The 14526-nt window shown below is 67.3% G+C and carries 7 protein-coding genes and 1 tRNA gene; 1 reads left to right on the forward strand and 7 read right to left on the reverse strand.

Annotated elements, in window-relative coordinates; all coding sequences use genetic code 11:
• Nucleotides 1-3: 3 nt before the first annotated feature.
• From EIK80_RS07560 to EIK80_RS07585, 6 genes are all read right to left on the reverse strand, one after another.
• On the reverse strand, nt 4-1425 hold the full coding sequence (locus tag EIK80_RS07560) for an efflux transporter outer membrane subunit (RefSeq protein WP_125156344.1): 1422 nt from the start codon (nt 1423-1425) through the stop codon (nt 4-6).
• Entirely contained in the window at nt 1422-4613 is a 3192-nt protein-coding gene (locus tag EIK80_RS07565) for an efflux RND transporter permease subunit (protein ID WP_125156345.1), read from the reverse strand. Before EIK80_RS07565 ends, EIK80_RS07560 begins: the two co-directional genes overlap by 4 nt.
• Entirely contained in the window at nt 4610-7741 is a 3132-nt protein-coding gene (locus EIK80_RS07570; protein WP_125156346.1) for a multidrug efflux RND transporter permease subunit, read from the reverse strand. Before EIK80_RS07570 ends, EIK80_RS07565 begins: the two co-directional genes overlap by 4 nt.
• Nucleotides 7742-7756: 15 nt before the next feature.
• Nucleotides 7757-9004 (reverse strand): efflux RND transporter periplasmic adaptor subunit, encoded by a 1248-nt coding sequence (locus EIK80_RS07575; protein ID WP_125156347.1) that lies wholly within the window; start codon nt 9002-9004, stop codon nt 7757-7759.
• Nucleotides 9005-9214: 210 nt separating this feature from the next.
• Nucleotides 9215-10468 (reverse strand): Xaa-Pro peptidase family protein, encoded by a 1254-nt coding sequence (locus EIK80_RS07580; protein WP_125156348.1) that lies wholly within the window; start codon nt 10466-10468, stop codon nt 9215-9217.
• A 228-nt stretch (nt 10469-10696) separates the two neighbouring features.
• Nucleotides 10697-10772: transfer RNA gene (locus EIK80_RS07585), tRNA-Lys, on the reverse strand.
• 84 nt (nt 10773-10856) lie between these two features.
• Here EIK80_RS07585 and EIK80_RS07590 point away from each other — a divergent pair.
• A complete protein-coding gene (locus tag EIK80_RS07590; protein WP_125156349.1) occupies nt 10857-11195 on the forward strand; it encodes an Hpt domain-containing protein in 339 nt (112 codons plus the stop codon).
• Between the two features lie 63 nt (nt 11196-11258).
• Here the strand turns inward: EIK80_RS07590 and EIK80_RS07595 are convergent, their stop codons facing one another.
• Entirely contained in the window at nt 11259-14345 is a 3087-nt protein-coding gene (locus EIK80_RS07595) for a TonB-dependent receptor (RefSeq protein WP_125156350.1), read from the reverse strand.
• Nucleotides 14346-14526 lie beyond the last annotated feature (181 nt).

Genomic DNA, 14526 nt, shown 5'->3' on the forward strand with positions numbered 1-14526 from the left:
TTTTCAGCGCCAGCCGCCGCCCAGGGCCTGGACCAACGCCACCGCCGTTGTCTGACGCGCCACTGTCGTCTGCAACAGCGTCCGCCGCGCCGACAGGGCCGAGGCCTGGGCCGCGACGACGTCGGTATAGGCCACCTGACCGGCCTTATACTGGTTCAGCAGCATCTGCTCGGTCTGGTCGGCGGCCTGGGAGGCGGTCAGCAGCAGGGCGTATTGCCGTTCAAGGGCGCGGGTGGCGGCCAGCTGGTTCTCGACGTCCTCGAAGGCCTGGAGAGCCGTCTGGCGATAATCGGCGGCGGTGGCGTCATAGGCCGCGCGCGACTGCGCGACCCTGGCCCTACGGGCCCCGGCGTCGAACAGGGTCTGGGCGGCCGACAGGCCCAGCGACCAGGTGTTGGCCGAGGTCGTGAGCAGATCGCCCAGGACGCTGGAGGTCGAATTGCCGTTGGCCGACAGGCTGAAGGTCGGGAAGAAGGCCGCCCGGGCTACGCCGATGTCGGTATTGGCGGCGGCGACGCGGCGCTCGGCGGCCGCGACGTCGGGGCGACGCTCCAGCAGGGTCGACGGCACGCCGATCGGGATCTCCGGCACGACCGGCTTCCAGTCGCTGACGGCGGCGATGCGGAAGCTGCTGGCGGGCTCGCCGACCAGCACGGCGATGGCGTTCTCGAAGGTCGCGCGATCCTGGACCAGACCCTCCAGCGTCGACTGGGCGTTGGCCAGCTGGACCTGGGCCTGCAGTACGTCGGACTTGGGCGCGATGGCGGCGTTGTAGCGGTTGGTGGTGATCTGCAGGCTGCGCTGGTATCCCTCGACCGTGGCCCGGACCATGGCGATCTCGGCGTCGGCGCGGCGCAGGCCCAGATAGCTGGTCGCCAGCTCGCCTTGCGCGGAGAGCTGGGCGGCGGCGAGGTCGGCGGCGCTGGCTTCGGCGCTGAACTTGGCGCCGCTGATCCCGGCGCGGATGCGGCCCCAGACGTCGGGCTCCCAGCTGGCGCCGATGCCGACCTGATAGCGCTGAGTGTCGCCGGCGCGGGTGGCGCCGCCGACGGAGGTCGTGGTCTTGGTGCCGCCTCCGCCCGACCTGGTGGCCGAGCCCGATAAGTCGACGGTCGGGAACAGGCTGGCGCGCTGCTCGCGGACCAGGGCGCGGGCCTGGCGATAGGCCGCCTCGGCGCGGGCGATGGTCTGGTTGTCCACTTTCACGCGCTCGGCCAGGGCATTGAGCTGCGCATCGCCCAGCAGGGTCCACCAGTCGCCGCGATCCAGATGGTCGGACGGCGTGGCGGTTTTCCAGCCTTCCAGGGCCTTGAACTGAGCTGGCGGCGCAGACTTCAGCGCGGGCGTCTCGTAGGCCGGCGTCATCGAGCAGGCGCCGAGGGCGAGGAGCGAGGCGGCGCCGATCAGGCGCGAAAGGCGGATCATCGAGCGGGCTCCGGCGCGGTCGGGTGGTGGGTCAGATGCCGCTCGTCCTTGCGCGTCTTCCCGCGCAGGCGGTCGAGATAGACATAGACCACGGGGGTGGTGATCAGGGTCAGCAGCTGGCTGGCGATCAGGCCGCCGATGATGGCCACGCCCAGCGGGCGGCGCAGCTCGGCGCCTTCGCCGAAGCCGATGGCCAGGGGCAGGGCGCCCAGGGCGGCGGCCAAGGTGGTCATCAGGATCGGGCGGAAGCGTAGCAGGCTGGCCTCGCGCACGGCTTCCTGGGCGGAGAGGCCCCGGCTGCGCTGGGCGTCCAGGGCGAAGTCGATGATCAGGATGGCGTTCTTCTTGACGATGCCCAGCAGCAGGAACACGCCGATCAGCGCGATGATCGAGAACTCCATCTTGAAGATTAGCAGGGCGACTACCGCCCCGACGCCGGCGGCGGGCAACGTGCTGAGCACCGTGATCGGATGGACGTAGCTCTCGTAGAGGATGCCCAGCACGATGTAGATCGCCACGATGGCGGCCAGGATCAGCAGCGGTTGCTGCTTCATCTGGTCGTTGGCCTGGCGGGCCTGACCCTGGAAGCTGCCGCGCACCGAGGTCGGCATGCCGATCTCGGCCTCGGCCTGGGCGACGGCGACCTGGGCGTCGCTGAGCGACTTGCCGTCCGCCAGGTTGAACGAGACCGTGGTGGCCAGCTCGCCGTTCTGGTGGTTGACCGAGGTCGGGGTCGCGTTCTGGGCGACGCTGGCGATGGCGGACAGCGGCGTCATGGCGGTGGCCGAGGTGTTCAGGGCCGAGCCGGTCGACTGGTCGCGCAGGGCCGGATTGACGCTTGGACCGGTGGCCTTCGCCGTCCCGGACGGCCGCGTCGGCACGTGCACGTCGTTCAGCGCCTCGGGTCCCTGGGCGAACTTCTGCTGCCACTCCAGGATCACGGCGTACTGATTGACGTCCTCGTAGATGGTCGCGACCTGACGCTGACCGAAGGCGTTGTAGAGCGCGTTGTCGACGGCCCGGGGGGTGATCCCCAGCCGCGACGCGCTGTCGCGGTCGATGGTTACCAGGGTCTCGACCCCGTTCTCCTGCTGGTCGGAATCGACGTCGGTCAGCACGTCGCTGCGCGCCTTCATCGCCTCGGCCAGCTTGGCGGCCCACTCCTTCAGAGCGGCGCTGTTGTCGCTGGTCAGGGTGTACTGGTAGGTCGAGTTGCTCTGCCGGCCGCCCATGCGCAGGTCCTGCACCGGGTTCAGGAACACGCTGATTCCGGTCACGCGCTGCAACTGCGGCCGGAGGCGGGCGATGACGGCCGAGCCCTTCTCCTTACGCTCGCCGATCGGCTTGAGGTTCACGAACATGAAGCCGCCGCCCGCGCGGCCGCCGCCGGTGAAGCCAACCACGGTGTCGACGGCGGGATCCTTGTGGATGATGCCGACCACCTGGCGCAGTTTCTTCTGCATGGCCTGGGACGAGACGGACTGGTCGGCGCGCATGCCGGCCATCAACTGGCCGCTGTCCTGCTGCGGGAAGAAGCCCTTGGGGACGGCGATATAGAGCCAGGCGGTCATGGCGATCACGGCCACCAGCAGGGCGATGACCAGCGGCTTGGCGTGCAGCGCCCAGTCCAGGCTGTGCTCGTAGGTCTTGTGGACGCGGTTGAACGCCGTCTCGAAGAAGCGGGACAGGCGGCCTTCCTTGTCCTTCTTCTCGGGGCGCAGCAGGTAGGCGCACATCATCGGCGTGGTGGTCAGGCTGATGACCAGCGAGATCAGCACCGCCGCCGAGAGGGTGACCGCGAACTCGCGGAACAGACGCCCGACCTGGCCGCCCATGAACAGCAGCGGGATGAAGACGGCGACCAGCGAGATGCTGATCGACAGCACGGTGAACCCGACCTCGCGCGCGCCCAGCAGGGCCGCCGCGAAGCGGTCCATGCCCTTCTCGATGTGGCGGGCGGTGTTCTCCAGCACGACGATGGCGTCGTCGACCACGAACCCGGTGGCGACGGTGATCGCCATCAGGCTGAGATTGTTGAGGGAAAAGCCCAGCAGGTACATGACCCCGAACGTTCCCAGCAGCGAGACGATGGTCGCCGCCGCGGGAATGAAGGTGGCGCGGGCGCTGCGCAGGAAGACGCTGACCACCACGATGACCAGGATGATCGAGATCAGCAGGGTGACCTCGATCTCGTGCAGCGAGGCGCGGATCGAATTGGTGCGGTCGCTGGCGACGTCGACCGTGATGTCGGAGGGCAGCTGGGCGCGAAGCTCTGGCAGGACGGCGCGGACGCTGTCGACCGTCTCGATGATGTTGGCGCCCGGCTGGGCGGTGATCAGGACGATGATCGACGGCTTGCCATTGAACAGGCCGAGCGTCCGGGTGTCGGCGACGCTGTCGGTGACTTGCGCGACGTCCGACAGGCGGATCGGCGCGCCGTTACGCCAGGCCACCACGAGGCCGGCATAGTCGGCCGCCTTGCGGCCCGCGCCGGTCGTATAGATCTGGTAGCGCTGACCGTTGCCCTCCAGCGCGCCCTTGGGACGGTTGGCGTTGGCCGACTGGATCGCCGCACGGACGTCCTCCATGGCGACGCCGTACTGGTTCAGCAGGAACGGGTTGGCCGAGATGCGGACAGCCGGCAGTGAACCGCCGCCGATCTCGACGTCGCCGACGCCGCTGACCTGGGCCAGGCGCTGGGCCACGACGTTGGAGACCGCGTCATAGATCTGGCCGGGCGTCTTTGAGTCCGAGGTCAGGGCCAGGATGATCACCGGCGAGTCGGACGGATTGGCCTTGCGATAGGTCGGGTTGCTGCGCAGCGTCGCGGGCAAGTCGGCGCGGGCGGCGTTGATCGCGGCCTGCACCTCGCGCGCTGCGCCGTCGATCTGGCGGTTGAGGTCGAACTGCAGGGTGATCCGCGTCGAGCCCGTCGAGCTCTGCGAGGTCATCTCGTTGACGCCGGAGATCGTACCCAGCCGCCGTTCCAGCGGGGTGGCGACGCTGGAGGCCATGGTCTGGGGGCTGGCCCCAGACAGGTTGGCCGACACCGAGACCGTCGGGAAATCCACCTGCGGCAGGGGCGAGACCGGCAGCACGAAGAAGGCCGCGATGCCTGCCATCGCCAGGCCGATGGTCAGCAGGATGGTGGCGACCGGCCGCCGGATGAAGGGTCCCGACAGGTTCACGAGGGCGCCCCCGGGATCGGCTCGGGATCGATGCGATCGGGGTGCGGGCCGTCATTGCGGCGCTCGCGCCTGGCGGTCGGCGCCAGGCGGTCGAAGGCCAGATAGACGACCGGGGTCGTGAACATGGTCAGGAGCTGGCTGAGCAGCAGGCCGCCGAAGATGGCGATGCCCAGCGGGCGGCGCAGTTCGGCGCCTTCACCGAAGCCCAGCATCAGCGGAATGGCCGCGAACAAGGCCGCCAGGGTGGTCATCAGGATCGGCCGGAAGCGCAGGATGGCCGCCTGGAAGATGGCGTCGCGCGGGCTCTTGCCTTCCTCGCGCTCGGCCTCGATGGCGAAGTCGATCATCATGATCGCGTTCTTCTTGACGATGCCGATCAGGAGAATGATGCCGATGATCCCGATCACGCCCAGGTCGTTGCCGGTGATCCACAGGGCCAGCAGCGCGCCGACGCCCGCCGAAGGCAGGGTCGACAGGATGGTCAGAGGGTGGACGTAGCTCTCATAGAGCACGCCCAGCACGATGTAGACGCAGACCACGGCGGCCAGGATCAGCCACAGCTGGTTTGATAGCGAGTTCTGGTAGGCTCCGGCCGCGCCCAGGAAGGTGTGGGTGACGGCGACCGGCATCTCGATCCGGGTCATGGCCTTGCGGATCTCGTCGACCGCGTGGCCCAGCGAGACCCCGGGGGCGGTGTCGAAGCCGATCGTGGTGGCTGGAAACTGGGCGACGTGGGTGACCTGCAGCGGCGACTGCTGGGTCTTGATCGTCGAGAACGCCGCGAGCGGGGTGGGGGAGCCGCCGCCGGTCTTGAGGTTCAGATTGCCCAGGGTGGTCGGGTCGACCAGAACGCCGGGCTTGGCCTCCAGGATCACCCGGTACTGGTTGGTCTCGGTGAAGATCGTCGAGACGATCCGCTGGCCGAAGGCGCTGTAGAGGGCGTCGTCGACGTCGGAAGCGGTGATCGACAGGCGCGCGGCGGTGTCGCGATCGATGTCGACATAGGCCGCCTGGCCGGTGGCCGAGGCGTCGGAATAGACGTTGCGGACGGCCTTCACCTTCGCCAGTTCGGCGGTGAGCTTGCCGGCCCATTCCTTGATCGTGGCGGTGTCGGCGCCTTCCAGCGACAGGCGGTACTGGGTGGGGCCCGTCTCGGCGTCGATGGTCAGGTCCTGGGTGGGCTGCAGGTACAGCGTCACACCCGGCACATTGGCCACGCGCTCGCGCAGCCGCTGCATGATCTTCTCCTGCGAGCCGGAGCGGTCGGCCTTCAGGTTGATCTGCATCTGGCCGGTGTGGAGCATGGCGTTGTTGGCGCCGTCGACGCCGATGAACGAGGCGACGTTTTCGACCGCCGGATCGTCCAGGATCGCCTCGGCCGCTTGCTGCTGCAGGGCCGCCATGCGGTCATAGGAGACCGACTGGGCCATCTCGGTGCGGGCTTGCAGCTGGCCGGTGTCCTGGGTGGGGAACAGGCCCTTGGGAATGATCAGGTAGAGCAGCCCGGTGAGGACCAGCGTGCCCACGGCGACCACCAGGGTCGCCACCTGGCGCTCCAGCACCCAATTCAGGGCGATCTCGTAACGAGCCTCGACTTTGGCGAACAGGTCCTGGGCCTTCTTGCCGATCCCCTTGGCCTCTTCGCCCTCGTGCGGCTTCAGCCAGCGGGCCGACAGCATGGGCGTCAGGGTCAGGGAGACGACCGCCGAGATCAGGATGGTGATGGCCAGGCTGATGGCGAACTCGCGGAACAGGCGGCCGACCACGTCGCCCATGAACAGCAGCGGGATCAGCACGGCGATCAGCGAGATGGTCAGCGAGATGATCGTGAAGCCGATCTCCTTCGCGCCTTTCAGCGCGGCTTCCATCGGCTTTTCGCCCTTCTCCAGGTGACGGGTGATGTTCTCGATCATCACGATGGCGTCGTCGACGACGAAGCCGGTGGCGATGGTCAGGGCCATCAGGCTCAAGTTGTTGAGGCTGAAGCCCATCAGATACATCACCCCGCACGAGCCGATCAGCGAGATCGGCACGGCCAGGCTGGCGATCACCGTGGCGCGCAGGCTGTGCAGGAAGAAGAAGATCACCAGCACCACCAGCGCCACAGCCAGCAGCAGCTCGATCTCGACATGGTGCACCGAGGCGCGGATGCCGGTGGTGCGGTCGGCCAGGACCTGGACGTCCAGGGTGGCGGGTAGGCCGGCCTGAAGCTCGGGGAGCTTGGCCTTGATGGCGTCGACGGTCTTGATGACGTTGGCGCCGGGCTGGCGCTGGACGTTGACGATGATCGCCGGGGTCTTGCCGGCCCAGGCGCCCAGGCGGGTGTTCTCGGCGCTCTCGACCACTTGCGCGATGTTCGACAGGCGGATCGGCGCGCCGTCCTTATAGGTGACGATCAGGTTCTTGTAGTCGTCGACGCTGAGTAGCTGGTCGTTGGCGTTGATCGTGTAGCTGCGCGTCGGACCGTCGAAGCTGCCCTTGGCGCTGTTGGCGTTCGCGGCGCTGATCGCGGTCTGCACGTCCGACAGGGTCAGGCCGTAGCTGGCCATGGCCTGGGTGTCGGCCTGGATGCGCATGGCGGGTCGCTGGCCGCCCGACAGCGACACGAGGCCCACGCCCGAGACCTGGCTGATCTTCTGGGCCAGGCGGGTGTTGACCAGGTTCTGCACCTCGGTCAGCGGCATGGTGTCCGACGTGATCGCCAGGGTCAGGACCGGCGCGTCGGCCGGGTTGACCTTGGCGTAGATCGGCGGGGCGGGCAGGTCGGCCGGCAGCAGCGAGCTGCTGGCGTTGATGGCCGCCTGCACCTCCTGCTCGGCGACGTCCAGCGTCTCGCCGAGATTGAACTGCAGGGTGATGACCGAGGCCCCGGCCGTGCTGACCGAGCTCATCCGGGCCAGGCCCGACATCTCGCCCAGCTGGCGCTCCAGCGGGGCGGTGACGGTCTGGCTCATCACCTCGGGGCTGGCCCCGGGATACAGGGTCTGGACCTGGATGGTGGGATAGTCGACCTGCGGCAGGGCCGACAGCGGCAGCAACCGGAAGCCGACCAGGCCGGCCAGGACGATGGCCGCCATGAACAGAGCCGTGGCGACCGGCCTCTGGATGAAGGGGCGCGAGGGGTTCATCGCGGCGGGGCCCGACTATTCCGGACGCTGCTGGCGCTGGCGACGGGCCTTGCCGTCGCCCTTGCCTTGCCCCGCCGGCTTGGCGCCCGGCAGTTGCACCTTGCCGCCGTCGCGCAGGCGGTCGCCGCCCTCGGTGATGACCTTGTCGCCGACCTTCAGGCCTTGCGTGATCTGCACCTGGACGCCCGTCGCCTGGCCGGTCTTTACTGGAGTCTTCGAGACGGTCTGGTCGGCGTTGAGCAGCCAGACGAACGCGCCGTCGCCCCCCTGGCGCACGGCCGTGGCCGGCACGACGATCGCGCCCTTGATGGTGTCCAGCTCCATGCGGACATTGACGAACTGGCTGGGGAACAGGGTGTTTCCGCTGTTCGGGAAACGGGCCTTGGCCTTCACCGTGCCGGTGCCGGTGTCCACGATATTGTCGAGCGTCGAGAACGACCCGCGATCCAGGGTCTGGGTGCGGGTGCGGTCCAGCGCGATGACGGGCAGATTAGCGCGGCCCTGGCGGGCGGCGATGCGCGGGACGTCGTCCTGCGGGACGGTGAACTCGACATCGATCGGCGAGACGGTGGTGATCACCGCCACGCCGTTGGCGTCACCCGCGCCGATATAGTTGCCCACGTCGGTGACGCGCAGGCCCACGCGCCCCGAGACGGGCGCGACGATGCGGGCGAAGCCCAGGTTCAGACGCGCCGTGCCGACGGCCGCCTGGTCGGCCATGACCGTGCCTTCCAGCTGCTTGACCGTGGCGGCCTGATTGTCGACTTCCTGGCGGGCGATCGAGTCCTGGGCCAGCAGGGTCTGATAGCGGCTCAGGGTGAGTTTGGCGGTGGTGAGCTGGGCCTGGTCGCGGGTGAGATTGCCCTGCGCCTGCAGCAGCGCCATCTGGTAGGGACGAGGATCGATCTGAACGAGAGCCTGGCCGCGCTGGACCACCTGGCCTTCGCGGAACATCACCTGGGTGATCGTGCCCCCGACCTGCGGGCGCACCGTCACCGTCGCGGCCGGCTTCACCGTGCCCAGCGCCTCGATGACGATCGGCAGATCCGTCGCGCTGGCCGTGGCCACCGCCACCGTGCTGGCCGGACCGCGACGACCGCCGCCACCGAATCCGCCGCCCGGACCGCCTTCGCCACTCTTGTCGCCGTGCAGCAGAGTCCAGGACAACCAGACCACGCCGGCCAGGGCCAGGATCGCGATCAGTCCGCCGAGGATCAGCGTCCGGCGGCGCGGGGGCGTACGCGGGGCGTGAAAGTCAGTCATCGTCAGCCTTCGAACGGCCGCGCGCGGCGCGGCGTGAGCGGGCGGCGACTGGCCGCCCAAGGGAACGCGCCGTCGTGAGCAGACGGACGCTAAGTCCCTAGAGGTCGAACATGTGCGCCGGTTTGCAGATCTGAAATGATCGAGCCTCGATATGGCTCCGCTTATGCGTCGGATTGCCGCCACATTGCGCGAAGCCCGCAAAGGCCCCGATCAGCCCATCGGCTTGTCGAGCGTCGTCGGGGGCTCGCTGAACCATTGCGGCCCCTTCGGCGTCATGTGGATGCAGTCTTCCAGCCGCACGCCGAACTCGCCCGGAATGTAGATGCCCGGCTCGTCCGAGAAGCACATGCCCGGCGCCAGCTTCGTCGTTTCGGACATCACGAAGTTCACCGGCTCGTGGCCGTCCATGCCGATGCCGTGGCCGGTGCGGTGCGACAGGCCGGGCAGCTTGTAGCGCGGGCCCCAGCCGAGGCTGTCATAGTAGGCGCGAACGGCGCGATCGACTGAACCAGCCTCGACGCCGATCTGGGCGGCCTCGAAGGCCACCTGCTGGCCGCGCGCCACGTCGTTCCAGACCTTGCGCTGGCGGGCGGTGGGCTCGCCGAACACGAAGGTGCGCGAGATGTCCGACTCGTAGCCGCCGACATTGCAGCCGCAGTCCATCAGCACGATTTGGCCCTCGCCCAGCACCTGGGGCTGGCGCGAGCCGTGCGGGTAGGCGCTGGCCTCGCCGATCAGGATCAGGTTGAAGCTGACCCGCGCGCCTTGCTTCACGGTGAACTCGGCCATCAGGGCGCCGATATCCTTGGGGCCCATGCCGGCCCTGACATTGGCGTGGGTGTGGCGCAGGGCCGCCACGGTGATGTCGGCGGCCACCTGCATGAGGGCCAGTTCGGCGGGCGACTTGATCATCCGGCAACCGCGGAACACCGCCGCGCCCGAGACGACCTGGGCCGAGGGCAGGGCGCCGGTCAGGCCGTCGACGATGAACGCGCGGATCGTCTCCTCGACGCCGATCTTGCCCGCCGCCAGCTTGCGGTCGGCCAGCAGTCCGGCGGCGATCGCGTAGGGGCTCTCGTCCTCCTCCCAGGTGCGGACCTCGGCAGGCACGCCCAGGCTCTGGCGGATCGAAGGTTCCTCGAACTTCGGCACGACCATGCCCACCTGGCCCTCGCGCGGAATGATCGCCAGGCACGGCCGCTCGCTGCGGCTCCATTGCACGCCGGTGAAGTAGTCCATCGAGGAGCCCGGCTCGGTGACGATCGCCGACAGGCCCAGCTTGACCATCAGGGCCTGGGCGCGTTCCAGCCGCGCCTGCCGCTCGGCCGGGCCGATCAGGGCGACGCCGTCGGTCATCTTCTTGACGCTCGCCTGCCGCGCCCACGCCGGCGCGCCCATCGCGGCCGCGCTCGCCGCGGCGCCGGTCAGGAAGCCGCGCCGGCCCAGGTCTTGAAATGCGGTCATGTCGGTCCTCGAAACCCTGTGAGCACACCGCGACGCGGCTCGCGTCGGAAGGCCTTTTGTGAGCCCGGGAAGCTTGGCCTGACAAGACCTGGATCGGAGGAGATTTGGCGGCCTGGATCGGCGGCCAACGTCCGTCGACGGCGTTGCGCGCGCGGCGGTTCCAGTGGCGCAAAAGGGCTCTGGGTCCCCGAAGGGGAAATCTCTAAGCCGTTCAGATTTTTGAGGAAATGGTGGGTGTAGTAGGATTCGAACCTACGACCCGCTGATTAAGAGTCAGCTGCTCTACCAACTGAGCTATACACCCATTCGACGGTCCGAAGCACTTGCGAGCCCCGGCGGCGAGGCGCGGAACATACGCAATGATTTTGGGAGCGCAAGCGCTTTTTTCATGGCCAGACGAGATATTAGCGGAGCCGTGGATTTCGCTTACCTGGAAGGGTTCGCGGCGGGGGATTTCGGGGTCGTCGACGAGGTGCTGGCGCTGTTTCGCGAGCAGGCGGCGCTGTGGACTCCGATGCTGGATCCGACCCATCCGGGCTGGCGGGACGCGGTCCATACGGTGAAGGGCGCGGCGCGCGGGGTGGGAGCCTTCCAGCTGGGCGAGGTCTGCGAACGCTGCGAAGCGGGGCGGGATAGCCTGGAAGCGGTCAAGACGGCCCTCGACATCGCCCTCATGGACATCGCCGCCTACGCCCACGAACAGGCCCTGCGATCGCTGAAGGGATAATGGCCAAAAGAAAGGGGCCGAAGCGAACTTCGGCCCCGCAGGGGAGAGGGTATCCGCTCGCGCCTAGAACTTGGCGCGCATGGTCACCTGATAGGTGCGGCCGTCGTAGTCGATGCGGCGCGGCAGCATCGGGTCGTTCTCGTATTCCGATCGGGTCGCGTCGGTCAGGTTGAAGGCGTCGACCGAGATCGTCAGGTCCTTGGTCAGGTTGTATGAGGCCGAGGCGTCCAGCTGGCTCCGCGCCTTGACGGTGCGGGCGTCGCCGACGAACGAGTTGCCGGCGGCCAAGTCATACTTGTCACGCCAATTGTAGACCAAGCGAACACCGAACTTGGTCGACTCGTAGTAGCCGATGAGGTTCAGGTTGTTCTTCGAGACACTGGGCAAGGTGATCTTGTTGCCGGCCGTGTCCTTGCCGTCGATTTTCGTATACGAGTAGTTGAACGCACCACCAAAGTTCTTCCATAAGCCCGGCAGGAAGTCGAGGTTCTGCTGGATGTTGAACTCGAAGCCTGTCACCGTCATCGGCGACTGGTTGGTCTTGCCGCTGATGCGCACCTCGGCGTTGGTCAGGGCGCCGGTGGAGCCGACGAACTGGTTCGAGCTGATGCACTTGCCCGAGCTATCGACCGTCAGCGTTCCCAGATTGACGTCCAGGCCGTCGATCTTGCCGTTCGAGGGGCACAGGATCGCCGCGTCGAGGATCGGTCCGATATAGCCCTTGATCTCCTTGCGGTAGGCCGCGACCGAGATCAGCCCGCCGGGGCGGTTATACCATTCCAGCGAGACGTCGTAGGAGTCGGAGGTGTAGGGCTTGAGGTCCGTCGCCCCGAGCGTGACCGTATAGACCGGGTTGGTTGGCGGGTTCACGTCGACCGGCACCTGCACGAAGGTGGTCGGTACGTTGTCGCGCGGCTGCGGGCGCACATAGGTGCGATAGGCCGCCGCGCGAAGGATCAGATCGTCGCGCAGATCGGCGACCAGGATCGCCGAGGGCAGCCAGTAATCGTAGTTGTTCTTGGTTGTCCGGGTGGACAGAGAATGATTGATCGGTCCCGCCTGATTGGACAGGGCGGTCGTGCAGTTCTGGCAGTTCAGCGAGACGATCTTGTTGTTGGTGTATTCGTAGCGCGTTCCGACGGTGCCGCGCACCGGGACGTTGAACAGCTGGGTCTTGAATTTCGCGGTCAGGTACGCCGAGAAGACATCGTTCTCGTTACTGAAGTTGTTGTTCCAGTAGTTGCCGTCCGTATAGTTGTTCACCACGCCGTAGGGTGTCAGGAAAACGCCCGGAGAGCCTAGGGCGAACTGATCGGGCAGACCGTTCGGGTTGGTGGCGCTGCGGAGCTGGGTGTTGACCGGGGTGATCGCCGCCAGGATGCGATCCACGTCCAGGTTCATCCAGTTGCTTGTCGGACCCGCCGCCTTGCCGCCGAAGAAGTCGCGACCGTACGACAGCTGCGAAGCCATGTCCGGTGTGATGTTCTGGGTCAGGGCGCCCAGGGCCGAGTTGCGCGATCCGGTGGAGGTGAACTTGTTATGCTCGGCGCGACCGCCGAACTGCAAGTTGGTGAGGAGCGAGCCGTCCAGGGCGCGGTCGAAATCGAGCTGGAACGAGTCGAGCTCGTTTTCGGCGGCGCCGCTGGTTCCGGTCACGCCGAACTTGTCGCCGGCCACGGTGGCGGCCTGCCCTGGCATGGGGGCGCCCGCCTGGGTGGTCGCGGTCGCCGTGGCCGGAATCGTGAAGCCGCCGGTCGGCAGGTGAGTGGCGTGCGGCGTGGTCAGGATCGCCGTATAGTTCGATAGGTCCGAGCCGCCGACATCGACCGAGGTCTTGATGCCGTTCAGTCCGGCTGGACCAAGGTTGCGGTAGGGGTTCTGGACGATGTCCAGTTCGATCTGATTGGCGTGGGTCTTGGCCTTCGACACGGTCAGGTTGGCCGTGGCCTTCCAGGTGTCGTTGTTGAATTCAAGGGTCGGGTTGATCGCCCAGGTCTGGTTTTCGGCCGGCTCGGAGCGGATCGAGTCGAACGTGTTGATGTTCTCGGCCGAGAAGCTGTTGATGTACGCGCGATCGCCGTCGGGACGGCGAACGATATAGGGCGTGCCGATCTGGGTGATGCGGGCGACCGCCGAAGTCGAGCTCAGGCCGCCGGTCGAGCCGTTGCCCGGGCCCGCGTCGATATAAAGGATGTTGTTGGTGGCGTCCTTGAGGTTGCGCTTGGTGATGAAGCCGTTCGCACCGACTTTCCACGCGTCGTTGATCCGCCACTCGAAGCCGGTCGCCGCCGACAGGGTGGTGCCGCGGTTGTACTTCACCAACTGGCGGGTCTGGCTGGGATAGTAGACGCCGCCCGGATTGGCGGCGATCAGCGCGTCGTAGACCGGGTTGGAGCCTGCGGCGGCCTGGTTGCCCACCTGGATCGAGCCCAGGCGGTTGTTCCACGAGTTCACGGTGATCGAGTCGCGGCGGAACTTCTCGTCCTTCCAGGCCACTACGCCGAACACGGCGAAGTCGTCCGACAGGTGCTTGTTGTAGCCCAGCGAGGCCAGCGGGCTGCCGAGGTTGCCCAGGTCGTTGTACTCGTACGAGACCTTGGCGAAGCCGCCGTCCTTGCGCGACAGGGCCGGATTGATGCGCAGGTCGACATTGCCCGACAGGCCGCCGGCCAGGTTGGACGCCGACGGCGACTTGATGACGTTGATGGCGGTGAAGATGTCCGAGTTGAAGGCGCCCAGCGGGGTCGAGCCGTTCAGGATCGGGTCGGCGAACGCGCCGCCGTTCAGGGTGGTGCGGGCGAACGAGCCCGGCAGGCCGCGCAGGCTGATGGTGGCGTTGCGGCTGTCGGCTTCGCGGTTGATCTGGACGCCGGGGATCCGCTGGATGGCTTCACCGACGTTCAGGTCGGGGAAACGGCCCAGGCCGTCCGACGAGATGCCGTCCGAGATTTCCAAAGTCTCGCGCTTGGTCGAGATGGCGTTGGCGTAGGCCTGACGAAAGCCGGTGACGACGACGGCTTCAACGGTGTCCGGCTCGGCCTTCTTGTCGCCGGCGGCGTCCTGGGCTTGGGCGGCCGAGCCGACCGCCAGAGCGGCGCACGACGCCATCAGCGCGGCGCGAAGAGCGAACGTGTTGCGAGCATGGTTCATGAAATTGCCTCCCCCGGCGCACTGACCTGGCGCCCTTGACCGAACTTATCCGACCAGTTTGCCGCATTGTCAATAATTGGTAATGCCACTTAAGGAGGTGATGGGGTTCTTGGTCAGGCCAAACCTGAGGATGCGGACGGGTCTCCCGACGAAGAGTGCGCGATCACCGCCGGCCCGATGC

The sequence above is a fragment of the Caulobacter sp. 602-1 genome (assembly GCF_003931565.1).
Taxonomy (GTDB): Bacteria; Pseudomonadota; Alphaproteobacteria; order Caulobacterales; family Caulobacteraceae; genus Caulobacter.

What these genes read in the sequence shown, in the direction of transcription:
- EIK80_RS07560 (WP_125156344.1), bottom strand. Translation starts at nt 1,425, where the DNA reads ATGATCCGCCTTTCGCGCCTGATCGGCGCCGCCTCGCTCCTCGCCCTC.
- EIK80_RS07570 (WP_125156346.1), bottom strand. Translation starts at nt 7,741, where the DNA reads ATGAACCCCTCGCGCCCCTTCATCCAGAGGCCGGTCGCCACGGCTCTG.
- EIK80_RS07575 (WP_125156347.1), bottom strand. Translation starts at nt 9,004, where the DNA reads ATGACTGACTTTCACGCCCCGCGTACGCCCCCGCGCCGCCGGACGCTG.
- EIK80_RS07580 (WP_125156348.1), bottom strand. Translation starts at nt 10,468, where the DNA reads ATGACCGCATTTCAAGACCTGGGCCGGCGCGGCTTCCTGACCGGCGCC.
- EIK80_RS07590 (WP_125156349.1), top strand. Translation starts at nt 10,857, where the DNA reads ATGGCCAGACGAGATATTAGCGGAGCCGTGGATTTCGCTTACCTGGAA.
- EIK80_RS07595 (WP_125156350.1), bottom strand. Translation starts at nt 14,345, where the DNA reads ATGAACCATGCTCGCAACACGTTCGCTCTTCGCGCCGCGCTGATGGCG.